Source organism: Actinomadura sp. SCN-SB, assembly GCF_043906805.1.
Classification (GTDB): Bacteria; Actinomycetota; Actinomycetes; order Streptosporangiales; family Streptosporangiaceae; genus Spirillospora.
Map to the genome: position 1 here is coordinate 1 of NZ_JBIMPP010000050.1, position 21,306 is coordinate 21,306.

23 protein-coding genes are annotated in these 21,306 nt (G+C 71.4%); 13 read left to right on the forward strand and 10 right to left on the reverse strand.

The annotated features are described in order from the left end of the window. The first annotated feature begins 139 nt into the window (after positions 1-139). Positions 140-1,060: a hypothetical protein gene (locus tag ACGWYJ_RS27125; protein WP_395109155.1), complete on the forward strand. Its 921-nt coding sequence runs from the start codon at positions 140-142 to the stop codon at positions 1,058-1,060. Positions 1,061-1,221: 161 nt separating this feature from the next. On the opposite strand, the gene ACGWYJ_RS27130 is transcribed toward ACGWYJ_RS27125, so the two are convergent. Both ACGWYJ_RS27130 and ACGWYJ_RS27135 read right to left on the reverse strand, forming a co-directional pair. Continuing rightward, positions 1,222-1,413 (reverse strand): hypothetical protein, encoded by a 192-nt coding sequence (locus ACGWYJ_RS27130; protein ID WP_395109156.1) that lies wholly within the window; start codon positions 1,411-1,413, stop codon positions 1,222-1,224. Between the two features lie 540 nt (positions 1,414-1,953). Continuing rightward, positions 1,954-2,739: an NADPH-dependent F420 reductase gene (locus ACGWYJ_RS27135; protein WP_395109157.1), complete on the reverse strand. Its 786-nt coding sequence runs from the start codon at positions 2,737-2,739 to the stop codon at positions 1,954-1,956. On the opposite strand from ACGWYJ_RS27135, the gene ACGWYJ_RS27140 reads away from it, so the two are divergent. Further along, positions 2,728-3,114: a winged helix-turn-helix transcriptional regulator gene (locus ACGWYJ_RS27140; protein ID WP_395109158.1), complete on the forward strand. Its 387-nt coding sequence runs from the start codon at positions 2,728-2,730 to the stop codon at positions 3,112-3,114. The two genes, ACGWYJ_RS27135 and ACGWYJ_RS27140, sit on opposite strands and share 12 nt — an antisense overlap. 193 nt (positions 3,115-3,307) lie before the next feature. Here the strand turns inward: ACGWYJ_RS27140 and ACGWYJ_RS27145 are convergent, their stop codons facing one another. The 3 genes from ACGWYJ_RS27145 to ACGWYJ_RS27155 all read right to left on the reverse strand — a co-directional run bounded on the left by ACGWYJ_RS27145 (position 3,308) and on the right by ACGWYJ_RS27155 (position 5,812). Then, complete coding sequence (locus ACGWYJ_RS27145; protein ID WP_395109159.1) at positions 3,308-4,678, reverse strand: MFS transporter; 1,371 nt, start codon at positions 4,676-4,678, stop codon at positions 3,308-3,310. Between the two features lie 224 nt (positions 4,679-4,902). After that, entirely contained in the window at positions 4,903-5,373 is a 471-nt protein-coding gene (locus tag ACGWYJ_RS27150; RefSeq protein WP_395109160.1) for a hypothetical protein, read from the reverse strand. A 121-nt stretch (positions 5,374-5,494) separates the two neighbouring features. Next, complete coding sequence (locus tag ACGWYJ_RS27155; protein ID WP_395109161.1) at positions 5,495-5,812, reverse strand: hypothetical protein; 318 nt, start codon at positions 5,810-5,812, stop codon at positions 5,495-5,497. Positions 5,813-6,507: 695 nt separating this feature from the next. Between ACGWYJ_RS27155 and ACGWYJ_RS27160 the strand changes: the two genes are divergently transcribed. Further along, positions 6,508-7,404 carry a helix-turn-helix domain-containing protein gene (locus ACGWYJ_RS27160; protein ID WP_395109162.1) on the forward strand — a complete coding sequence of 299 codons (897 nt, stop codon included), beginning with the start codon at positions 6,508-6,510 and terminating at the stop codon, positions 7,402-7,404. 160 nt (positions 7,405-7,564) lie between these two features. On the opposite strand, the gene ACGWYJ_RS27165 is transcribed toward ACGWYJ_RS27160, so the two are convergent. Continuing rightward, a complete protein-coding gene (locus ACGWYJ_RS27165; RefSeq protein WP_395109163.1) occupies positions 7,565-8,413 on the reverse strand; it encodes an LLM class F420-dependent oxidoreductase in 849 nt (282 codons plus the stop codon). A gap of 344 nt (positions 8,414-8,757) precedes the next feature. Continuing rightward, entirely contained in the window at positions 8,758-9,201 is a 444-nt protein-coding gene (gene paaI, locus ACGWYJ_RS27170; protein WP_395109165.1) for a hydroxyphenylacetyl-CoA thioesterase PaaI, read from the reverse strand. Positions 9,202-9,373: 172 nt separating this feature from the next. Between paaI and ACGWYJ_RS27175 the strand changes: the two genes are divergently transcribed. The 3 genes from ACGWYJ_RS27175 (at position 9,374) to ACGWYJ_RS27185 (ending at position 11,953) form a co-directional block, all read left to right on the forward strand. Next, positions 9,374-9,778 (forward strand): nitroreductase family deazaflavin-dependent oxidoreductase, encoded by a 405-nt coding sequence (locus ACGWYJ_RS27175; RefSeq protein ID WP_395109225.1) that lies wholly within the window; start codon positions 9,374-9,376, stop codon positions 9,776-9,778. Between the two features lie 153 nt (positions 9,779-9,931). Then, positions 9,932-10,987 (forward strand): phosphotransferase enzyme family protein, encoded by a 1,056-nt coding sequence (locus tag ACGWYJ_RS27180; RefSeq protein ID WP_395109166.1) that lies wholly within the window; start codon positions 9,932-9,934, stop codon positions 10,985-10,987. Positions 10,988-11,077: 90 nt separating this feature from the next. Further along, positions 11,078-11,953 (forward strand): NAD(P)-dependent oxidoreductase, encoded by an 876-nt coding sequence (locus tag ACGWYJ_RS27185; protein ID WP_395109167.1) that lies wholly within the window; start codon positions 11,078-11,080, stop codon positions 11,951-11,953. Between the two features lie 15 nt (positions 11,954-11,968). On the opposite strand, the gene ACGWYJ_RS27190 is transcribed toward ACGWYJ_RS27185, so the two are convergent. Next, entirely contained in the window at positions 11,969-12,661 is a 693-nt protein-coding gene (locus tag ACGWYJ_RS27190; RefSeq protein WP_395109168.1) for a histidine phosphatase family protein, read from the reverse strand. 98 nt (positions 12,662-12,759) lie between these two features. Between ACGWYJ_RS27190 and ACGWYJ_RS27195 the strand changes: the two genes are divergently transcribed. Then, entirely contained in the window at positions 12,760-13,149 is a 390-nt protein-coding gene (locus ACGWYJ_RS27195) for a VOC family protein (RefSeq protein ID WP_395109169.1), read from the forward strand. A gap of 9 nt (positions 13,150-13,158) precedes the next feature. On the opposite strand, the gene ACGWYJ_RS27200 is transcribed toward ACGWYJ_RS27195, so the two are convergent. Further along, complete coding sequence (locus ACGWYJ_RS27200; RefSeq protein ID WP_395109170.1) at positions 13,159-13,593, reverse strand: CBS domain-containing protein; 435 nt, start codon at positions 13,591-13,593, stop codon at positions 13,159-13,161. Positions 13,594-13,799: 206 nt separating this feature from the next. Here ACGWYJ_RS27200 and ACGWYJ_RS27205 point away from each other — a divergent pair, with 206 nt between their 5' ends. From ACGWYJ_RS27205 to ACGWYJ_RS27220, 4 genes are read left to right on the forward strand one after another with little or no spacing between them, the layout of a single operon-like run. Continuing rightward, positions 13,800-14,816: a hypothetical protein gene (locus ACGWYJ_RS27205; protein ID WP_395109171.1), complete on the forward strand. Its 1,017-nt coding sequence runs from the start codon at positions 13,800-13,802 to the stop codon at positions 14,814-14,816. Then, entirely contained in the window at positions 14,813-15,913 is a 1,101-nt protein-coding gene (locus ACGWYJ_RS27210; RefSeq protein WP_395109172.1) for a hypothetical protein, read from the forward strand. The genes ACGWYJ_RS27205 and ACGWYJ_RS27210 overlap by 4 nt, the downstream gene beginning before the upstream one ends. 52 nt (positions 15,914-15,965) lie before the next feature. Continuing rightward, positions 15,966-17,438, forward strand: coding sequence for a hypothetical protein (locus tag ACGWYJ_RS27215; protein ID WP_395109173.1), 1,473 nt, complete (start codon positions 15,966-15,968; stop codon positions 17,436-17,438). Then, on the forward strand, positions 17,435-18,778 hold the full coding sequence (locus ACGWYJ_RS27220; protein ID WP_395109174.1) for an AAA family ATPase: 1,344 nt from the start codon (positions 17,435-17,437) through the stop codon (positions 18,776-18,778). Before ACGWYJ_RS27215 ends, ACGWYJ_RS27220 begins: the two co-directional genes overlap by 4 nt. 3 nt (positions 18,779-18,781) lie before the next feature. Here the strand turns inward: ACGWYJ_RS27220 and ACGWYJ_RS27225 are convergent, their stop codons facing one another. Next, a complete protein-coding gene (locus ACGWYJ_RS27225; protein ID WP_395109175.1) occupies positions 18,782-19,594 on the reverse strand; it encodes an ABC transporter ATP-binding protein in 813 nt (270 codons plus the stop codon). 112 nt (positions 19,595-19,706) lie between these two features. On the opposite strand from ACGWYJ_RS27225, the gene ACGWYJ_RS27230 reads away from it, so the two are divergent. Beyond that, positions 19,707-20,234 (forward strand): hypothetical protein, encoded by a 528-nt coding sequence (locus ACGWYJ_RS27230; protein ID WP_395109176.1) that lies wholly within the window; start codon positions 19,707-19,709, stop codon positions 20,232-20,234. Positions 20,235-20,568: 334 nt separating this feature from the next. Continuing rightward, positions 20,569-21,276 (forward strand): hypothetical protein, encoded by a 708-nt coding sequence (locus ACGWYJ_RS27235; protein ID WP_395109178.1) that lies wholly within the window; start codon positions 20,569-20,571, stop codon positions 21,274-21,276. Positions 21,277-21,306: the final 30 nt, after the last annotated feature.

Consider the following 21,306-nt stretch of genomic DNA (forward strand, 5'->3'; position numbering starts at 1 on the left):
TAACCTACGTATAATTGGCGCTCGCCCGCGCTCGTCGATCACGAGTTTTCCACAGAATCACGTTCCTCTTCTCTCGGTCATGTTCTCGGCCCCAAGCTTGATTCCAGCCGTCCGGCAATGGTCCGAGGAGGTTCAGCGCATGTCCGAGTCCATCAGCCTCACCGTCCCCGAGCAGACCACTTCTTGTTTCGTCGTCGCGGCCGACGAAGCGACCGGCGACCTCCCTTTGAGTGCTTTGCGCCGATTGTCGGAACCGTTCGCGACCGCAGCCGCCGAGCGGCTCGGAGGTCCCAGCCTGGCGATCACCTCGTATCCCGCGGCGCACTCTCCCTGGAGCCTCGATCACGCCGTCTCGGAGGTGGACGGTGACGACCTCGACCTCGAAGATCGCCTGTTCGACGCGCGTCGGCACATCGGCGTCACCGCGGAGGTCCCGTCCACCGACCGCCCCTACGGCCTGCGGCTCGCGCGAGCCGTGGCCCGCTGCATAGCCGCCCACCTCGACGCGGTCGCGGTGGACATCGACACCGGCCAGGTGTTGTCCGAACGCACGAGCGAACACGCGCTTTTCAGGCTGGCGGACGACTGGCTCGGCGCGCGACTGCCGCCCCACAGGAACGGCGGCCGGTGCAAAGTCTCCGACGATGACATCGACGGCTGCGAATGCGTGGAGTTGACCACTTCGGGGCTGACCCGGTTCGGCCTGCCGGAGTTGCGGATGTCGCGCGTGTCGTGTGCGCACGACCTCGCCGCGCTCAACGTCCTCCGCACAACGGCCCAGCATTTGCTGCCCATGGGTAATCGGCCCGGCGGCCACACGTTCCCTCGCCTGCTGCCACTCACGGGCAACGACTTCGCGGCCTATTGGGGAGCCGGCGATCCGATGTGGTCGGATGCCCCGGTCGAGGTGCGGCTCACCCAGCTGAGTCCCCAGCTCTTGGACGTGGGTCCCCCCGAAGACTTCCCCGGGACTCTGAACGAATGGCTCTGGGACGAGCTGCCACCCGTCCTCTACGACCTGCTGAGCTGCGGCCGCAATCCAGCCTCCATCGAGACCTGAGCGAACCCACACGCCCACGATGACGTCCCGCCAGAACTCTCCGCCCTCAGCATGGGCTCATACCTGCCGCAGTACCAGTCCTCACCACGTCCGGCTCGCCGCGTCGGAGCGCCCTCCGTCGACGGCGGGGAGCGGTGGGGGTGCGGGTGGTACGCGAGGATTTACGAGCTCGGCTCGAAGTTGGTTGGAGGCTGCGCCGCGGCACTGCCGGCGGTGTTGTGCGGCACCCAGCCGCCGCGGCGGCGTTGGATGGCGCACGACTGCTGGCCGCACTCGGCGCGAACCGGCGGCGAGATCTTCGACGCGCCGCCGCTCGCGCCACCAACGGTGAGCTCATGGTCGGCCTCGACCATTCCTGGCCGACAGCCGTCCTGGTCATGTTCGAGTGGAACGGGAGCATGTGCACGCCGACCCGGAGCCGGACACCACCATCAGGCCCGCACCTGGACTCACTGGAACAGATATGGCAGCGGTTCGCACCAGGTGCGTTCGAGTTGGTCGTAGCGAGGACAGACCGGGAGATTCCGTGCTCGGCCCGGTGCTCGGCCCGGTGTAAGAGCCGTCGGGCGTCCGGCTCGGAGCGGTGGGGCTGCGGTTGTTCGCCTGCCACAGGTGCTGCCCGAGCGTCCCGGTCGATTGCGACGATGCCGGACCGAGCGCGGTCCCAGACCGATCTGGTGTGCCCGGCCGCCGAGGCGGTGTTGCAAGACCGGCCCGGACTGGTTGCCCGGCTGCAGCCGGCGGGCTGTGACCCGTTCGTATGGCGGTCGGACGTGGGATCGGGATGTCGATCGAATACTGCCGACGGGCAGAGCTGCGGCGGGCTCGCCGAGATCCTGACTCGGCAGGGTCCACAGCTCGTCAGGTCGGTGCACTGGCGGGCCGCCACGGCTTTACGCACGAGACTCCCTGGGAAGCCGTGGTGTTGCCGGTGACGGGACACGCGGTACGGCAGAGGCGGGATCGAAGCCCGCGAAGGCCAGCCCGATGACGAAGCCCGCGACCTCCTCAAGCTGACGGACGCGATCAAGCGAGCCCAGTACGGCCGGTACCCCGCCGACATCGCGAACCAGCTCAGAGACCACTTCCAGCGCGGCCGGATCGTCGCCGCACATCGCCACCGTCACCGGTCGCTCGTTCTGGCCGGGCGCCCTGGTCCACTGCTCGGCCGCGAACAGGTGGAAGGCTTTGACGACATGTGCTCCCGGAGCGAGTACGGCGATCCGCTCCGCCATCGCCTCGTCGCGGCCGGTCAGCAGCACACCGACGCCATGCTCGACGGCATTCGTGGGATCGATCAACGGGGTCCCGTCCAACGAGCCCTCGGACGCTCCCGCGCTTCGCAGCATCTCATCGACGCCGTCCCACAACACCGCGAGCAGAACCGCGTCCCGTCCAGTGACCGCCTCACGCGGCGCGACAGCGCGTACGCCTCGGCCGAGCCGATCAGCAAGCCTCTGCGCCTTAGCCTGCGAGCGGCCCCCGATCACCAGCTCGTGTCCCGCGCGCGCCCAGCCCCCTCCCAGCGCCTCGGCCAGCGTTCCGGTTCCCAGGATGCCGATCCGCATCATCTCTCCCTCTCGAGCATTGATCGTTGCGGCGGCCACGGTAGTAAGGCCGTTACGCACCGATCGGTGCCTGACGAACGCACGACAATGGAGGTCGAGATGAACGATCACGAAGCACACTGCTATGAACTGGTCGCCGATTGCCGCCTGCGTGCGGCCGTCGACCTCTTCACCCACACATGGGATCCCGTCGTGCTCGCGGCCCTACGCTCACGTCCACATCGACGCCGCGAACTACGCACCGCGATCGGCGGCATCAGCGACAAGGTGTTGACCGAGACGTTGCAGCGCTTGCTCGCCAACGGCCTGGTCGACCGGCGGGCCTACTCCACGGCCCCGCCTCGTGTCGACTACAGCCTGACCGCCCTGGGCAGGAGCCTGGTCGATGGTCCGATGAAGGCACTCGGCCGGTGGATCCTCGAGCACGGTGACGAACTTCTCGATGCCCAAGAACGCGCTGCACGGACGCGACCGGCGCCCGGGTGACCGCAACGATCGTCCCGCAGACCACCACAATCCACGATAGAGCGCTCTCATGCTTCATGCCCCGCCCCATGAACACCGGCGGCGCCATCCGATAGTGCAGAACGGAGGCGGAAGAGCGGTAGGCGCGACCGCCTGCCGGCGATCCACTTCGGCAGGCTTATCGGCTCAGGCCGAACAAGGCACCGGAAGATTGTCAGGGCGTGTCGGGGACGGCATCAGAGCGCGTCTTGCGTAGGTCGGTCAAGCGATCGCCGGTGAGGTCATATCTGAGGGTGCAGACGATCGCGACGGACATGAGAATGGCCGGGGCGAGGGCACCGCCGATGACGATGGCGTCGATCGCGCTGTCCGGCTGTGCGACCGGCTCATCGGGCTCGGAAGAGATGAAACCGGCCGCGGCGAGGATCCAGCCCAGCACCAGGGCGCCGAGGGCCAGCATCACGGTCTCGATCGCGGTCCACAGCCCCGTGAACACACCGGCGCGGCGCTTACCCGAGCGCAACTCGTCATAGATCAGGGTGTCGGCCAGCATCGAGAGTTGCAGCAGTTGAATTCCGGCGTAGCCCACCCCCATCACCATGACGCACACGTGAGCGTAGAGCGATCCGAACGTCTGAGTGAGCCCCAGCCCCATTCCACCGACCATGAACAGGAGGCTGGAGACCGCCATGCTGGCACGCTTGTCGAACCTGCGCGACACCCGTACCCAGGCGGGCATCAGCACCACCATCGGCCCGATCAGTGCGAGGAAGAGGGTGGTGACCGCGCTGGTGTTCTCAAGGACGTAGGAGGCGAAGTACGGGGCACCCGCCAGCATGATCCCCGCAGCGAGCATCTGCATCGCGCTCAGCGCGACCAGGAGCAGGAACGGGCGGTTGCCACGCGCCGCCGCCAGTTGCCCGCGCAGGCCGACATGCTCGGCCTCGGACCGACGGATCTGTGGCGCCTCACCCGTGCCGAAGAAGGTGCCCACCATCGCGACGAGAAGCACAAGGCCGATCACCAGGGCCATCAGCCGGTAGCCGGCGAACGTGGGCTCGCCGCCGTCGATATTGACCAGCGCGGGGGCCAGCCCGCCGGACAGGAGGATCGCCAGGCCCAGGAAGCCGATCCGCCAGGTCAGCAACGCCGACTGCTCGTGATAGTCGTCGGTCATCTCGGCGGGCATCGCCTTGTACGGAACCTCGAAGAGCGCGAACGCCGTGGCGGCGAGGAAGAAGCAGCCACCCACGTACAGGGCGGCGGGCGCTCCCGTGACCGGGCTCCCTGCGAAGGTCAGGACGAAGGCGGGCGGCAGCAGGATCCCGCCCGCGAGGATGTAGGGCCTCCGCGCTCCGTGGCGGGAGACCGTGCGGTCCGACAGCCGCCCGACATAGGGGTTGATGAACAGATCCCACGCCTTGGGAAGGAAGACCGCCAGCCCCGCCAACCCCGCGGGGACACCGAGGGCGTTCGTCATGTAGTAGAGCAGCAGCAGCCCAGGAACGGTGTTGAAGGTACCGGCGCCGAACGAGCCGATGCCGTAGCCGACGCGCAGCGAGCGGGGCAAGGAGGCCGAAGGCATGCGCTATTAGAACCTGTTTCGGTCCGTGAGCGGAAGCCTGAGATCCACGAGCGTCCCACCCGGCTCTCACGCCTGCCGGCGAGCGCGCCTTCGCTGCCGTCGGTTCCGCGCGGATACCGACCCTCAGAGCCAGCGTGATCGACACATGCGGCAAGCCTTTCAGGACGACCCACCTGGTCCCGCGGACAGGTGTCAGGCAGCGCCGATACTGCTTCGGGCCGAAGCTAGGGGGATAGTCCGATCCGGTAGAGCGCCGACGCCGCGAATCCGGGGAGCGGCCGGTTCCGGGGGATCGGGAACGCGGTTGCGTTGATCTCCTCGGCATGGTCGCGTGCCTCGGCGAGTCTCCGCAGCGCGGCATCGGGCAACCGGTCGCCGAGCCGGAGCGCGAGAGCGACGGCCGCGGTGAGCCGAACGCCCCGGGCCCTGGCGGCGAGCAAGGCCGTCAATCGGTTGTCGATCGCCGGTTCGCCGGGGGTGAGATGGCCGAGGCTGAGATTGGCGCTCGCGCGTGCCATCTCGTGTCCCTCGGCCTCGGGAATCCCCATCAGCCGGGAGAGCCGGGGCCGGGTGGCAGGGAACCGGACCAGCAACTCGGCTGCCCGTGCCGCGATCAGCGGATCAGGATCATGGGTCCAGGCGGCGTTGATGGTGGCTGACGCGGTATTGCCGTTGTGTGTGACGTCGTCCGTCATGCAGACACGGGACGCCTGAAGCGGCGCGCCCCTTTCCATCGACCGGGCGGCCCTCGGGCCGCTTTGGGATCGGGGCGGCGCTCTTCACGCGCGGGGCGGGCGGCGGTCGTGCCCGCAGAGGTCAGCCGGCCTGGCGGAAGGACGATGCGCGGACGGCCAGGCGGTCGCGCAGGAGCCCGATGGCCTCGGGCAGGGTTGGGGCGGCGGCCTGGGCGCGGAGCCTGCGGCCGTCGATCGCGACGACGGCTTGGGCCAGGGCCGGGCGGGGCAGCGTCTCGTCGGCGACCACGCTGAGGGTCAGGGAGGCCGAGCCGATCTGACCGGAGACACCGGTCAGTGCGCTGTGGAGGGCTTCCTCGGCGGCCGCGATCTCGGCGTCGGTGACCCGGCCGGAGGTGAGAAAACGGACTTCCAGCAGTTCCTTGGTGGTCGAGTGCATGATTCCCCCAGGTCCGCGTACTGATCACCAGAGGGCACCATCCGGTCGAGCGCATCCGGCGCTTGCGCGAGCCGCGGGAGCCGCGCGAGCCGCGCACACCCACACCGCGCACACCACGAGCACCGCACGCCGCGGGTACCGCTGCACCACGGCGCCCTGCTACCGCGAGCACTGCGGGCACCGCACGTACCACAGCACTGTGAGCACGGCATATGCCGGTAACACCGCCTGCATCGCGCCCTGCGTGCGCCGCGAACTCGCGGGAATCGCGAGCCGCTGGAACCTGCGGTGGCTGTGGCGCCGCGGGTGCGGTTTGCGGTCGCGGGCCGGATGGGTCCTCTTTGTCCTTAATAGGAAACTCCCATCGCGGTTCCGATCGTTCGCGAGTCGGGGGAGAGCTTCATCACGCGTCCCAGACGGGCACGGCAAGCGCAGTAGTGAGGGAAAACTACCTGCGCAGTCACACGAGTCCCCGTAGACTGGTCAGCAACATCACACACGCGCTCCCGTCACTGCGTGTGATCGCCCGCCTTTACCACAGTTGCTCGCTCGTGACGAGAGCGGGATTTTCAGTCTTCCCAAATAGGGGCATCCATCCTCTAGCATGGTGCGGTGCCGTTCGGCTGTGCGAACGGTCCCTTCGACTGGCTGGTGACCCCTTGCCCCAGGATTCAGCTGTGCCGATGCCGCCGACCGTGAACGAATCGGTCGATGACCGGCTCGTGAGCTACCCGCCCCGTGGCGGGCCGACCGTCCTGCGCATCCTGCTCGGCGCTCATCTGCGGCGGCTGCGCGAGAAGAGCGGGCTGTCCACCGAGGAGGCGGGTTACGAGATCCGCGGCTCCCACTCGAAGATCAGCCGGATGGAGCTCGGCCGGGTCGGGTTCAAGGAGCGGGACGTCGCCGACCTGCTGACCCTGTACGGCGTCGACGACCCGGTGGAGCGGGATTCGCTGCTGGAGCTGGCCAGGGAGGCGAACACTCCCGGCTGGTGGCACCGTTACGGCGACGTGCTGCCCGGCTGGTTCGAGACCTACCTGGGGCTTGAGGGCGCCGCGACGCTGCTGCGGACGTTCGAGGTGCAGTTCGTGCCCGGGCTGATGCAGACCGAGGACTACGCTCGCGCGGTCGTGCGGCTCGGATACGCCGAGGCCGAGGCGTCCGATGACGAAGTGGAGCGCCGTGTCCGGCTGCGCATGACCCGGCAGGAGCGGTTCACCGAGCCGTCCGCGCCGACCCTGTGGGCGGTGCTGGACGAGGCGGTGCTGCGCCGTCCCCTCGGGGGCCGAGAGGTGATGCGCGACCAGATCCAGCATCTGATCGACATGACCTCGATGCCCAACGTGACGCTGCAGATCGTCCCGTTCGGCGCGGTGGAGCAGGTCGCCGTGGGCGGGCCGTTCACCATCCTGCGGTTCTCCGAGCCCGGCCTGTCGGACGTCGTCTACATGGAGCAGCTCACCAGCGCGCTGTACCTGGACAAGCCCACCGACGTCGACATCTACATGCGGACCATGAACAGCCTGTGCATCGCGGCCACCCGGCCGGACGACACGGTGCCGTTCCTGAAGCAGATCATGGACGAGATCTGATCCGTGCCGCCCGGTCGGTCCTTTCCAGGGCCATCGTCGCCGCGTCGCGGGTATCCGCTGGCCGGATGCGGACTTGACGGCGGTCCGAGGGCGCCCTCGGACCGCCTGTCAGACCCGCCACGGTGAGTGCTCGTACCGGAGGTGGTGGACGTGTGCGGGCTCAGGCGTGGGCGGTCGCCAGGGGCGCCAGTGACCTCCACTCGCCCAGCGGGAGCGCGTCCCTGTTGTGGGTGATGACCTGGATCGTGACGTGGTCCGCGCCCGCGTCGAAATGCTCGGTGAGGCGGCGGTCGACCGCGTCCAGGTCCCCCAGGGCGAAGACCGAGTCGATGAGGCGGTCGCTGCCCGTGCCCGCGAGGTCGTCCTCGCTGAAGCCGAGCCGCAGCAGGCTTCTGGTGTAGTTGGGGAGGCGCAGGTACATCGCCAGGTGCTCGCGCGCCGCCGAGCGGGCGCTGTCGAGATCGCGGTCGAGGACGACCTTGAGCTCCGGGGCCAGCAGCGGGCCTGATCCGAGGATCTCGCGAGCGCGCCGCGTGTGCTCCGGGGTGACGAGATACGGATGGGCCCCGGCGGCACGGTCGCGGGCGGCCTCCAGCATCTTGGGGCCCAGCGCCGCCAGGACACGGCGTCCGGCCGGGGAGCCCGCCGCGTCTAGGCGGTCCACGTAGTCGATCATCTTCTCGTAGGGGCGGCCGTACCGGTCACCGACCAACGGGGCGTGGCTGACGCCCAGCCCGAGGACGAAGCGTCCGGGATGATCCTGGTCGAGTTTCGCGGCCTGCTCCGCGACCGCCTCGGGCTCGTGCTGCCAGATGTTCAGGATCCCCGTCGCCACGACCATGCGGGACGTCGCCTCCAGCAACGGAACCGCGTCCTCGACACCCGGGCCGCCACCCAGCCACGTGGCGGCGTACCCGAGTTCCTCGAGTTCCGCCGCCGCTTCGGCGTTGCGCGTGCGGTCGCCGGAACGCAGACCGATGCTCCACACTCCCAGCCGCCCGATGTCCATCGCTACCTCCCGTTATCGATCGCCACCGCAACGCTGCAGCTGGCTCCGGCGCTCATTCCCCGGCGATCGCCCGCCGACTCCCCCTGCCCGTCTCAAGATCCACTCCCGTCCTTCTATTCCACTTCTCGCGTGCCGATTCCCGACACGTACCGCATCCCCCGCAGCCGACACACCGGGAGACGGCGTTCAGTGAGGTCGTTCGGGTTTGTCCAGGAGTCGCTCGTCTCGGCTGTGGTTCGTCCCGGAGCTCCGGCTGGAACACGTCGCGCGGACGTGTCGCGCAGGTCGCTGCTTGTTGGTTTTTGCGGGGTTTGTTCTCCTGTGGTCGTTGACCGGGGTGGTGGTCAGGCGTCGTGTTCGGGGGGGTTGAGGAGTCGGTCGTTTCGGCTGCGGCTGGTTCCTCGGAACTCGGCTATGACCGCGCCGTCGGGGACGCGTCGAACGGTCACGTCGTAGAGGCCGCTGCGGCCGAAGCGGGTGCGTTCGGTTGCCAGGGCCTCCAGGAGGTCGCCGGTGTAGGCGGGGGCCACGAAGGTGATGTCGGCGGCCGCCGCGACGGTGACGCGGTCGTGGGTGTTGCAGGCGTACGCGAAGGCGGAATCGGCGAGCAGGAACACGTAGCCGCCATGAGCGAGGCCGTGGCCGTTGACCATCGTGTCGGTGACGCGCATGCGCAGGCGGGCCTGGCCTGGGCCGATCTCGACGATCTCCATGTCGAGGTCGATGGCCACGTGGTCCCGTTCGCTCATCGTCTCGGCGCAGCGCCGCGCGACGTCCTCGGGAGTCATGGTGCGTGCTCCGTCCGGCGCGGCGATACGGGGGCCGGCTTGTTCGTCATCGGCATCGGTTCAGGGTATTGATCATTTCCCGGGAGGGAAGAGTGCCCGGCGGTCCGTGGTTGTCCCGAGGGGGCGTCCCGCCCCTCTCCCCCAGAGAAGACGAAGGAAGACGATGGCAGACATGCTGTTCGGGCAGGAGCACGTCGAGCGTTACCAGGCGACGGACGGAGCCGTGGGGCACGAGTGGCAGGGCACCACGGTCTTGCTGCTCACGACGACCGGGCGACGCACCGGCAAGCCCTACACCACGCCGCTGATCTACCAGAAGGACGACGGCGGCAACCCCATCGTGGTGGCGTCCCGGGGCGGCAGCCCGAAGCATCCCGACTGGTACGAGAACCTGGTGGCCAACCCGGAGGTGCGGGTGCAGATCCACGGGGAGAAGTTCACCGCGCGGGCGCGCACCGCGGGCCCGGACGAGAAGCCGGCGCTCTGGAAGAAGATGGCGGCGACCTGGCCGGCTTTCGACGAGTACCAGACCAAGACGAACCGCGAGATCCCTGTCGTGATCCTGGAGCGCGTCTGATACGCCCGAGCGCGGGGCCACCCATCGGGGTGGCCCCGTTTCGTTGGCCGCCCACGGGTGGATCGTGTGGATTCACCTTCCCGTGACGGGTGGGGGCGTGTAGCGTTCGGGGGGAACATGCGTTCGACCACTCGAAGCCACCGGGGTGCTGACGTGCCGACGTCACAGGGCACTGGCGACGACGAGCCGCCGCCGCGACTGCTGAAGCGCTGGGGGATCGCCGATCCGGCGCCGCCGCGACCGATCGGGCGGCACCGGTGGCGGGTGGACTCCGAGGCCGGGTCGTACCTTCTCAAGGAGTACGCGGCGGCCGAGCGCCGCAGGGTCCTGTTCGAGCACACGGTCACGGCCGCGTTGGACGCCACGGGTCTGCCGGTGCTCGCGCCCATCGACGCCGTGCGCGGTGGACGGACGATCGTCACCGCGCAGGGGCGTCTCTTCGCGCTCTACCCGTGGGTGACGGGACGGCGGCGCGGCGGGCTGGAGCTGACGTTCGGGCAGTGCGAGCGGCTGGGCGCGCTGCTCGGTGAGCTGCACGCGGCGATGGACCGCCTGACCTCCCCCGTCCAGCAGAGCCTGCTGGTTCCGACGCCGCGCGCGTGCGACGCGATGTCCGCGATCGACGGGATGCTCGCCACCCTTCCTCGGGACGGGCGGGGCAACGACTTCGCCGCGCTCACCGAGCGGCGCCTGCTGGAACGGCGTGCGCTGCTCGCGGAGCTGGCCGATCACCAGCCGCCGGAGACCGATGTCAGCACGGTCGGTCACCTGCACGGGGCGTTCCACGAGGGCAATCTGCGTTACGGCGGGGCGGGGAACGTGACGGCGGTGCTGGGCTGGGGGTCGATGACGACCGGGCCGGTCGCGGGTGAGGTCGTCCGCTCGGCGGCGCTGCTGTTCGCGTGCGACGACGAACGCGGGCTCGACCTCGACCGCGTGACGTCGTTCGTGCGGGGTCACCGTTCGACGTTCCCCTTGGACGCGGGGCAGATCCAGGCCGCCGTCCACCGGGAGTGGTGGGAGCGGCTGTGCGATGTGGCCCCTCTGCGTCACCGTTACCTGGGCGAGGAGGGCCCGGGGGCGTCGGGGGCCGCCGCGGCCCTGGTGAGCTGGTGGTCGGCCCATCTCGAGCTGACGCTGGACGTCTTCGCGGCCCCGTACACCGACGTCCCGGTGGAGACGCCGGGCGGGAGCCCTGCCTACGGCTGACCCCTGGCCCTTGGTTGCCTTGATGACGCGCGGGCAATGGAGTAGCGTCGCCGGGGCATTTGGACTGTTCATTCCAGAAAGGACGCGATCATGGCCACCATCGCGCTGCTCGGCACGGGGATCATGGGAACGGCGATGGCACGCAATCTGGTGCGGCACGGCTTCGACGTGCGGGTCTGGAACAGGACGCGGTCCCGCGCGGAACCGCTGGCCAAGGACGGCGCCACCGTGGCGGACTCCCCCGCCGGCGCCGTCGAGGGCGCCGACGTCGTCATCACGATGCTGCTGGACGGCGACGCCGTCCTGGCCGCGATGCGCGACGCCGCGCCCGCGTTGCGTTCCGGGCAGGTCTGGGCGCAGATGAGCACGGTCGGCGTGGCGGCGCTGGAGCCGCTGACGGCGCTGGCGGCCGAGCACGGGCTGCTCTTCGTGGACGCGCCGGTCCAGGGCACCAAGCAGCCCGCCGAGCAGGGCAAGCTGGTGATCCTCGCGGCCGGTCCGGAGGAGGCGCGGGAGGCGCTCGCGCCGGTGTTCGAGGTGCTCGGCGGGAAGACGCTCTGGGTGGGCGAGGACGGCGCGCGGGGCAACGGCACCCGGCTGAAGATGGCCACGGTCGGCTACGGGATCGCGCTCACGACGATCGTGGCCGAGGCGCTCGCGCTGGTGAAGGGCCTGGGACTGGACGCCGCGCGGTTCGCCGAGGTGGTCTCCGGCGGGCCGATGGACAGCGCGTACCTGCAACTGAAGATGAAGGCGATCCGGGACGGCGACTTCGAGCCCAGCTTCGCCCTGCGCAACGCGGAGAAGGACACCCGTCTCATCGGCGAGGCCGCCCGTTCGGCGGGGATCCGTGTGGACATGATCGACGCGGCCGGTGAGCGCTTCCGCCGCGCCATCGCGCAGGGACACGGCGACGAGGACATGGCCGCCACCTACTTCGCGGGCTTCTCCGACGGCGAGGGCTGATCCCGTCTGGAGCGGTCAGCCGGGGTCCGTGCCGGGGGTGGTGCCGCTGGGAGTGGCCAGGTGGGTGAACGAGCCGCCGATCACGCGGACGTCCCGCGGGTCCTCCCGGCGGGCCCGCAGTTCGACGATGGCGCCGTTCGGGATCGTCCAGACCCGGGCGAACGCGTAGAAGGCGGCCATCGCCGCGGCGTCCGGGTCGGTGATCCCGGTCGACAGCGACCACAGCAGCGCGCGCATGAAGAGGCCGTGGGTGAACACGGCGATCAGGCCGTCCCCCTGCCGCGCCATCCGCTCCCTGAGGTCGCACGTGCGGGCGATCAGTTGCTTGAACGACTCGCCGTCGCCGCTGCCGGTGTACGCGGGGTCGCGGCGCGCCCAGTACGCGAGGGCGTGCGGGCGGCGTTGCTCGTTGGTCGAGCCCCGCCGGTGCTTGTCGCCGAGGAAGGTGAACTCATGGACGGGCCATACCTCGTACGGGACGTCCGGGAAGCGTTCCCTGGTCGGCCGCGCCGTCTGGCGGGCGCGCTCGAACGTGGAGCTCACGATCAGGGCCGGCGGTTCGGTGAACGCGGCGGCCACCTGGGCCGCCTGGGTGCGGCCGAGGGCGGTGAGCGGCGCCGTGCCCGGGCCCTGGGTGGGCAGGCCCGCGTTGGACTCGCTCTGCCCGTGCCGGATCAGCCAGGCCCGCGGGCCCACCGCATCGACCATGAGGCACAGGCTGCCATGCTCGTGTGCCGGACCGGTAGGCCGTCCCTTTCACGGCCGGGACGGCGGCATGGAGACGGCGGCATGGAGATGATGGCGGCATGGAGATTCTGAGTGGCCGCGTCCTCTTGCGGCCCGCCGACGCCCGCCGCGCGCAGCACTTCTACCGTGATGTCCTCGGTCTCGCCGTGTACCGGGAGTTCGGCCCGCCCGAGAGCCCGGGTGTGGTGTTCTTCATGGGCTCGGGGTTCCTGGAGGTCTCCGGTCACGGCTCCGGCGAGGACAGTGGCGGGACGGTGCTGTGGATGCAGGTCCGGGACGTCCGGGCCGAGCACGAGCGGCTCGCGGCCGCGGGGGTGCGGGTGACCCGCGAGCCCCGGACCGAGCCGTGGGGGCTCATCGAGATGTGGCTCGAGGATCCGGACGGCGTCAAGATCGTTCTCGTCCAGATCCCCGAAGACCACCCGCTCCGCCGCGACCAGCGGCGCTGACGGTGCCGGTCAGACGTGCGGTGCCTCGGTGGGACGGGAGACGCTCGACACGAACTCGGCGATCTTGTCCTCGGACAGGTTCCGGGCCAGGTCCGCCTCACTGATCATGCCCACCAGGCGCTTGTTCTCCAGGACGGGGACGCGGCGGATCTGGTGGCGGGACATCAGGTCCACCACCGTGTCGGCGTCGTCGGCGGCGTCGACGGAGTACAGTTGCCCCTCCACGGCCTGCCCGGCGGTGATCTGACCCGGGTCGCGTCCTTCGGCGCAGCAGCGGATGACGATGTCGCGGTCGGTGATGATGCCGTGCAACCGGTCGTCCTCGCCGCAGACGGGTACCGCGCCGACGTCCAGGTCGCGCATCATCCGCGCGGCGTCCGTCAGGGTCTGGTTCTCGCCGACGCATTCGACACCGGGGTGCATGATGTCGCGTGCCGTGGTCATGGAATCTCCCTTCGGCGCTGTCGCATCACCCCCACAATTCCGCATAAGTCGTACATGCCGTGCAAAGCGGGCGCCACGAGTCGTCCCCTGACGGCAAAGCCTTCTCCGCGGTTCCCACGCGTTCCGGCCACAACACACGCGACACGCGCGACACGCGAAACTGGAAAATACTGGAACTGACTGGAAGCTCCTGTACTCTCACCCGCATGTCCACGTCCCCCGGCCTGCCTTCCCCTGAGGCGCTGGAGGCGCGTATCGCCGACCTGCGCGCCGCGGTGCGGCGGGCCATGGCCAAGGGCGACCGGGCCAGGGCGCGCGAACTCAGGGCCGAGCTGCGGCGCGCCGAGCACGCCTGGGACGAGGCCGTTCTCGGAGAGAACCCCGCCGACGCCGGCGAGCGCGACCGCGCGCCCGCCGGTGGACGCGCGGCGGAGCGTGGTCTGGTCCCCGTACGCGAGCAGGTGCACCAGGCGCTGACGCTCCTCGGCGTTCCCGCCGCGCCCAAGCTGATCGGCTCGGTGTACGCGGCGTTCTTCCCCGGCGAGATCGCCGGGGCCAAGCTGACCAGCCTGCGGCGTGACGAGGAACGCTCCTTCCGCACCGCGCCCTACTCGCGGCCGTACTACCTGTGCGCCGCCCTCACCGCCGACCTGCTGGCACCGGCCCGCGGGCTGATCACGGTGAGCACGTGGCCGCTGGAGCAGCGCGTGGTCGGGCCGCTGAGCGCGCGCACCGACTTCCTGTACGCCGCGCTGCGGGTCGCCGAGCACGCGGGCCGTGGCGGCGCGCCGTCCCCGGACGTGCAGCGGCTGCTGTGGCGGTTCGCGTCCAACATCCCCGGGACGCCGGGTGACTCCGCCGCGACCGTCGATCCCGCGGCTCTGGCGGACGCCGCGCGCGCCGAGCTGGAGGTGCACAAGGAGACCGATGGCCTGCACCGGCGCGAGGCCGCCGAACGCGCTCGCACTCAACTGGACGAGGCCGAGTGCCTGTTCGGCTCCCGCCTCCGCGCGATGCGGGCGGTTTCCTCCGGCGACGCGGCGCCCGCTCCCGCGGGCCCCTCGCCGGGTTCCGGCCGCACGCTGACTTCCCTTTCCGGCACACGTCGCGGTGGCTCCGCCGGCTCCACACGCGGCGGCGCCTCTCGCATACCCCGCAAGGCAGGCTCCCCGGCTTCCCCGGAGGGCCGGCCGCCGAGCGCCACCGACAAGGACGACCGATGACCGACACCGCACTGGATCTCGACCTGGAACGGTTGCGCGGCGGTGCCACGCCCCGCAATCACGACGCCCGCACCATCGCCGCGCTGACCGCCAATCCGGGGTGCGCGCGGCGCGGGGTGATGGACGCCGCCGGGGTGGACAAGGACGCCCTGGCACGGGAGCTGGGATTCCCGTCGCCGTTCGGGCAGTCGCAGTTCGCGATCACGCGGGGCAACGCGTTCGAGGCGCAGGTGAAGGCGGACGGGTGCGCCGAGCTGCTCACCCTGCTGCGCGACCGGCTCGGCTTCACGCTGCCCGAGGTCGCCTACGACGACCTGGAGGTCGTGGGCGGGAACGAGGGCCGGGAGCTGCGGCACGCGCGCACCCGGCGGCTGCTGGCCAGGGCGCTGGAGTCCGGCGACGGGACGCTGTTCGACCATCCGCTGCTCCGCTTGGAGATCGCGGGCCGGACGGCCTACCTGGAGCCCGACGTGATCGCCTTCCAGCTCGCCGGGAGACTGCACGTGATCGAGATCAAGTCGTTCGCGGTCGTGGACGGGCAGGCCGAGCCCGAGCAGGTCGCCGCGGCGGCCCGGCAGTCCGCGGTGTACGTGCTCGCGCTGCGCCGGCTGGCCGAGGAGCTGGGACACGCCGCCGACAGGGTGGCGCACGAGGTGATCCTGGTGTGCCCGGAGAACTTCTCCAACCGTCCCACCGCCACGCCGCTGGACGTCCGGCCGCAGCTCGCGGTGCTGGAGCGGCAACTGGCGCGCCTCACCCGCGTCGACCGGATCCTCGCCGAGCTGCCCCCGGACCTGACGTTCGCGCCCGGCGAGAAGCTGCCCGGGTCGGTGCGTGCGGTCGAGGCCCGGTACGCGCCGGAGTGCATGTCCACCTGCGAGATGGCGTTCTTCTGCCGTGACGAGGCGCGGTCCTGCGGCGCCACCGGCACGCTGGGCCGTTCGGTGCGGGACGACCTCGGCGGCGTCGACTCCATCGCGACCGCGCTGGCGCTGGCCGACGGTTCGCTGGACCCGTCCGCCGACCTGGCCGAGACGGCGTCGCAGCTGCGCACCGCGCACCGCCTGCGCCACGAGGTGCTGGACGGTGCCGCATGAGCGGGCGCATCAGGACACGCGGAGCCGGGCACCGCCGCACGAGGCGCGTGACGTGAGCGTACTGTCCTCGCTGGCGCAGCTTGAGGCGGCCGCCACCGGGCGGGCGCAGCCGCTGGCGACGGTGCGGCACTGCCATCTGACGGACGCGCCGCTGGTGATGATCCCGTTGAAGCTCGCCGGTGAGGCCGCGGCGCCGCTGGCGGTGATGCTGGGCACGGACCGGGACGATCCCCTGCTGCTGGCCGTCCCGCAGCCGCGCAACCGCGACCTGCGGTTCTCGTTCGCGGCCGAGCTGGCCAAGCCGGTGCTCAACCATGTCGAGGTCGGCCGCGGCGACGTCGAGGAGCTGCCGCCGGGCAAGGACGGCGAGGAACGCATCCGCTACGGGGACGCGCCGCAGCTGCTGGTCCCCAACCGGGGCGGTGTGGCGTTCCTGCGGCTGCTGGGCCGGTCGACGCGGTTCCGGCGGACCGAGGGCCCGTACGCGGTGGACCCGGCGGTGCCGGTGCTGGGCCGCTGGCTGACCTGGTTCGCCGACCGCAACGACCATCCGGGCTCGTCGCTGCTGATGGCGATGACCGACGCGCTGCGGCTGCACTGGGCGACCGGGCAGAGCGCCCTGGAGGACGGGAACCTGGCCGCGCTGATGGGCTGGGTCGATCCGCCCGAGGGGATGGACGGCCCGGCCGCGGCGGCGCGCGCCGAGGATCCGGTGGCCTGTCCCCCGGCCGGCCCCGCGACCGACCCGTCCTTCGACAACGAGGTGCTGGCCCCGGCGATCGCCGCCTACGACCGGTCCGGAGGCGATCCGCGCGCCGAGGAACGGATCCGCAGGGCGCTCGCGAGCCAGCTCAGGCCGACCTGGGACCTGATGTGGCGTGCCGTGGACGTGCTGCGCGCGCTGCCGCCCGGCGCGAGCGTCCCGTACCGGTGGGAACGCGACCGCGACGCGTTCACCTACTACCACCAGACGTTCGGCGAGGCGTACCCGCAGGCACGCCGCGACCCGCCGGTGCGGGCGGCGCGGCGGCTGCACGACCTGGAACGCGCGCAGGAGGGCTACGACGCGCAGCGCGCCTTCGACGACCCGCTGGTGATGGCCGAGCAGCGGCTCGCCGGGCAGGCGTTCGGCGGCACGGTGGTCGACAGCGACCCGACACGGCTGGACGAGACGGGCAAGCGCCCCAAGCTGCGTCCGCGGCTGCGGGTCCGCACCGACGATCCGGTACGGCTGGAGCCCGGCACCCCGGTGTGCTCGGCGGCCCGTCCCGCCCTCAAAGGACGGATCGTCGGCGCGGAGGACGGCACGGTGCTGGTGGAGCTGACCGGCGGGATGGGACGCAAGCTCGTGCCCGAGCCGGGCGTCGTCCCGGAGGCCGGGGAGCGGGTGGTGTTCACCTCGCGGATGGCGGACGGGTTCGGGGCGGCGAGGTTCCCCGACAAGGAGGACACGCCGTGGACGCACGGCGGCCCGCCCGAGGAGTACGTGCCCAGTGACGAGGACGCGGCGGAGGAGTGGTCATGACGCACGCGATGCGCGATCCCGGTGATCGCGGGTTCGATCCGGCGGCGGCCGCGGCCGAGGCCGTCGATGGTGTGCTGGCCGACCTGGACGGCGGCGCGCACCGCGGCGTGGTCGTGGACTCGCCGCCGGGCGCGGGCAAGTCGACGCTGGTGGTGCGGGCCGCCGCCGAGCTCGCGGGGGCGGGCGAGCGGCTGCTGATCGTCGCGCAGACCAACGAGCAGGTCGACGACCTGATCGACCGGATCGCCGTGCGGCATCCCGATCTCGGGCTGGGACGGCTGTCGGCGTCCACGTACTCGATCTCCGAGCGGGTGCTGGCGCATCCGGCGGTGAAGGTCGCGACGAAGGCCGAGCAGCTCGCCGACACCCCGGTCATCGTCGCGACGGCCGCGAAATGGGCGACGCTCGGCGAGGGCTCCTGGCCGTGGGCGATCGTGGACGAGGCGTACCAGATGCGGTCGGACATGCTGCTGCGCATCGCGGGGCGGTTCGAGCGCGCGCTGTTCGTGGGCGATCCGGGGCAGCTCGACCCGTTCTCCACGGTCGAGGTCGAACGGTGGGCGGGGCTGTCGTGGGACCCGATGCGCAGCGCGGTGTCGGTCCTGCTCGCGCACAATCCCGGGCTGCCGCTGCACCGCCTGCCGGTGTCGTGGCGGCTGCCCGCCTCGGCCGCGCCCGTGGTGTCGGAGGCGTTCTACCCGTTCACCGGGTTCCGGTCGGGCACGGGGCCGGGCGACCGCCGGCTGGAGTACGCGGCGCGCGGCATGGGAACCAGTTACGACCGGGCCCTGGACGAGGCGGCCGCGTCCGGGTGGGCGCTGTACGAACTGCCCGCGCGGCACACGCCGCGGACCGACGCCGAGGCGGTCCAGGCCACCGCCGCGCTGGCGGTACGGCTGTTGCAGCGCGGGCCCATCGCGCATGCGGAGAACGGGTCGGGGCCGGTCACCGCCGACCGGGTCGCGATCGGCGCGGCGCACCGCGACCAGGTCGCCGCGATCCGCGCCGCCCTTGGCCCGCACGGCGAGGGCATCACGGTCGACACCGCGAACCGGTTGCAGGGACGCGAGTACGACGTCACGGTCGTCCTGCACCCGCTGTCGGGACGCCGTGACGCGACCGCGTTCCATCTGGAGTCGGGACGGCTGTGCGTGCTGACCTCGCGTCACCGGCACGCCTGCGTGGTCGTCGCGCGGGCCGGGATCCCCGAGCTGCTGGACGCCCATCCGTCCACCGAGCCGGTGCATCTGGGCGTCCCGGTGAAGTTCCCGGACGGGTGGGAGGCCAACCAGTCCGTGCTGGCGCACCTGTCGCGGCACCGCGTCCCGGCGCACGCCTGAGGCTCAGCCGCCCGCGGTGGCGGTCCAGCGGCCGTTGTGCCGGGCGATCGCGATGGGGTGGTCGAAGCATGCGCTGACGAGCTCGGTCGTCAGGACGTCGTCGGTGGGCCCGGACGCCAGCACGGCACCGTCGCGCAGCAGCAGCGCGTGCGTGGTGCTGGTGGGCAGTTCCTCCAGATGGTGGGTGACCAGGACGCTGGTGAGGTCCGGCCGTTCGGCGCGCAGCTCGTCGAGGGCGGACAGCAGGAGTTCGCGCGCGGCCACGTCCAGGCCGGTGGCGGGCTCGTCCAGGAGGAGGAGCCGGGGCTCGGGCATCAGCGCGCGGGCGATCAGCGTCCGGCCGCGCTCGCCCTGGGACAGCTCGGGCCAGCGTGACCCCGCGATGGGGGTGAGGCCCATCAGCGCGATGAGCTCGTCGGCGCGGCGCAGCTCGTCCTCGCCGGCGGTCCAGCGCGGCACCAGCTCGATCGTGCCGGTCGCCCCGGTGAGGACGATCTCCCGCACGGTGCGCGCGGACTCCAGCGGGTGGCGCGGGTTGACCTGGCCGATCAGCCTGCGCAGCGCGTGCACGTCGACGCGGCCGAGCCGGTGACCGAGGATCTCGGCGGTGCCGCGGGTCGGATGGTTGTAGGCGCCGAGGATGCTCAGCAGGGTGCTCTTGCCCGCGCCGTTCGGGCCGAGGAGGGCCCAGTGCTCGCCGGTGAGGACGGTCAGGCTGACCCGGTCCAGCAGCGTCCTTCCCGCGCGGACCAGGTCGACCTTGTCCGCGTTGAGGACCACGCCGCCGGTGGTGGCGTCCAGGTTCGGCTCGATCACGGCCGATCAGGCTAGCGGACCGCCCGGGCCCCGTGCCCATCCGGGGGTGGCACAGCACGCGGAGGTTCGACTCCAGGGCCCGGCCGGATACTGTGAGACGCGGTGCCCGGCGATGGGGAGGGACATGGAGGAGATCGGCTTCATGTGCGCCCGCTGCGGCGGCGAGGTGCACGATGTGACCCACAACCGTGAGGGCGCGCTCGACGGCGTCGGCTACCGCCACAACCGCCGGGTCGAGCCGTGGGACCACGAGCTCGAACTGGCCGTGGGCGTTCCGGCCCCGCCCGCGGGCGCGTGCGACTTCTGCGGGGTGCCGGGGCCGCGATGGCTCTATTACCCGACGCTCGACCCCGAGGACACCGACATGTTCGAGGTGGAGCTGGACACCACCCACCTGTCGGACGACGACACCGCCGTCGCCGTGCTGAACATGCTCTACCCGTGGTACGCGTGCGACACCTGCTCGGTGCTGGTCGCGGACCGCAACGTCGACAAGCTCATCGACCGGGCGCTGGACCGCACGCCCGTCCCCGACGACGGCCCCGTGGACGAGGAGACCGTCCGGGCGCGGCTCACCGGCTCGCTGTCGGTCTTCTTCACCACCCGGCCGGGACGGCCGCAGCCGTCGCGGGCCATCTGAGGGCACGGACGCCCCTTCGGTACCACCGGCACCTTGCCTCGCCGCTACGCCTCCCTCTCCTCCTGCCTGTCCTTGTGCCGGTATCCGCCCGTCTGCCTTCGGCGTTCCCTTCTATTGGGGGCAGGCCGCAGGTGCCGCGGAGGCGGCGGCCGGGGCGCGGGCCCTGCTCGGGAATTTGTCCGGGCCCCTTATTAGGATTCGGTCCGGTTAAGGTCGCGGTTCCGTCGCGTGGCCTGCCGGTGGCGTGCGAGGCGGGCGAGTCCCGGCGGCGCGCCGCGGGCGGGCGCGGGCGGTGCGCGGTCTCGGACAGGACGAGGGGCGGGGACTCCGGGGGATGAACGTGATCGTCAAGGCCCGGTACAACGGGCCGGACCACACGGCGCACGGGGGGTACGTCGCGGGACTGCTCGCCGGGCAGGTGGCGTCGGACACGGTGACCGTGGCGCTGCGCCGCCCGGCGCCGTTGGAGACCGAGCTGCTGGTCTTCCCCGACGACGACCGGGGCATCGGCGCCCGGCTGCTGGACGGCGAGGGCCTGGTGGTGGCGGAGGCGCTCGCGGGCGCCATCGTGGTTCCCGCGGTGCCGCCCGTCCCGTACGAGGAGGCGCTGAAGGCCGCGGAGGGGTACCGGGCCGCCGAGCCCGGCGGGCGGCACCCGTTCCCCCGCTGTTTCGTGTGCGGGCCGCTCCGGGAGCAGGGCGACGGGATGCGGCTGGAGCCGGGACCGGCCGGCGAGGGCCTGGTCGCCGCTCCGTGGACGCCGGACGAGCCGCCCGCGCCGGAGATCATGTGGGCGGTGCTGGGCTGCCCGGGCGGGCTGGCCTCGGCCGCCCCCGGCCCGCCGATCCTGCTCGGCACCATGACCGCGCAGGTCACCGAGCCGCCCGAGGCGGGCGAGCGGTGCGTGGTGATGGGGCTGGCCCGCAGCCGGGAGGGCCGCAAGCGGCACGCGGCGACGGCGGCCTACGGGGAGGACGGGCGGCTGCTGGGCCGGGCCGAGCAGATCTGGATCGAGTACGCGCCCGGTTCCGCCGACGCCTGATCCGTACGGGGCGTCACGCGGCCGGGCCAC

Excerpts from the sequence above, each read along its gene's own strand:
- ACGWYJ_RS27165 (WP_395109163.1), bottom strand. The coding sequence starts at position 8,413 with ATGGACATCGGGCGGCTGGGAGTGTGGAGCATCGGTCTGCGTTCCGGC.
- ACGWYJ_RS27125 (WP_395109155.1), top strand. The coding sequence starts at position 140 with ATGTCCGAGTCCATCAGCCTCACCGTCCCCGAGCAGACCACTTCTTGT.
- ACGWYJ_RS27190 (WP_395109168.1), bottom strand. The coding sequence starts at position 12,661 with ATGGTCGATGCGGTGGGCCCGCGGGCCTGGCTGATCCGGCACGGGCAG.
- ACGWYJ_RS27175 (WP_395109225.1), top strand. The coding sequence starts at position 9,374 with ATGCTGTTCGGGCAGGAGCACGTCGAGCGTTACCAGGCGACGGACGGA.
- ACGWYJ_RS27145 (WP_395109159.1), bottom strand. The coding sequence starts at position 4,678 with ATGCCTTCGGCCTCCTTGCCCCGCTCGCTGCGCGTCGGCTACGGCATC.
- ACGWYJ_RS27200 (WP_395109170.1), bottom strand. The coding sequence starts at position 13,593 with ATGACCACGGCACGCGACATCATGCACCCCGGTGTCGAATGCGTCGGC.
- ACGWYJ_RS27130 (WP_395109156.1), bottom strand. The coding sequence starts at position 1,413 with ATGGTCGAGGCCGACCATGAGCTCACCGTTGGTGGCGCGAGCGGCGGC.
- ACGWYJ_RS27205 (WP_395109171.1), top strand. The coding sequence starts at position 13,800 with ATGTCCACGTCCCCCGGCCTGCCTTCCCCTGAGGCGCTGGAGGCGCGT.
- ACGWYJ_RS27155 (WP_395109161.1), bottom strand. The coding sequence starts at position 5,812 with ATGCACTCGACCACCAAGGAACTGCTGGAAGTCCGTTTTCTCACCTCC.
- ACGWYJ_RS27220 (WP_395109174.1), top strand. The coding sequence starts at position 17,435 with ATGACGCACGCGATGCGCGATCCCGGTGATCGCGGGTTCGATCCGGCG.
- ACGWYJ_RS27185 (WP_395109167.1), top strand. The coding sequence starts at position 11,078 with ATGGCCACCATCGCGCTGCTCGGCACGGGGATCATGGGAACGGCGATG.
- ACGWYJ_RS27210 (WP_395109172.1), top strand. The coding sequence starts at position 14,813 with ATGACCGACACCGCACTGGATCTCGACCTGGAACGGTTGCGCGGCGGT.
- ACGWYJ_RS27230 (WP_395109176.1), top strand. The coding sequence starts at position 19,707 with ATGGGGAGGGACATGGAGGAGATCGGCTTCATGTGCGCCCGCTGCGGC.
- paaI (WP_395109165.1), bottom strand. The coding sequence starts at position 9,201 with ATGACTCCCGAGGACGTCGCGCGGCGCTGCGCCGAGACGATGAGCGAA.
- ACGWYJ_RS27150 (WP_395109160.1), bottom strand. The coding sequence starts at position 5,373 with ATGACGGACGACGTCACACACAACGGCAATACCGCGTCAGCCACCATC.
- ACGWYJ_RS27140 (WP_395109158.1), top strand. The coding sequence starts at position 2,728 with ATGAACGATCACGAAGCACACTGCTATGAACTGGTCGCCGATTGCCGC.
- ACGWYJ_RS27195 (WP_395109169.1), top strand. The coding sequence starts at position 12,760 with ATGGAGATTCTGAGTGGCCGCGTCCTCTTGCGGCCCGCCGACGCCCGC.
- ACGWYJ_RS27235 (WP_395109178.1), top strand. The coding sequence starts at position 20,569 with ATGAACGTGATCGTCAAGGCCCGGTACAACGGGCCGGACCACACGGCG.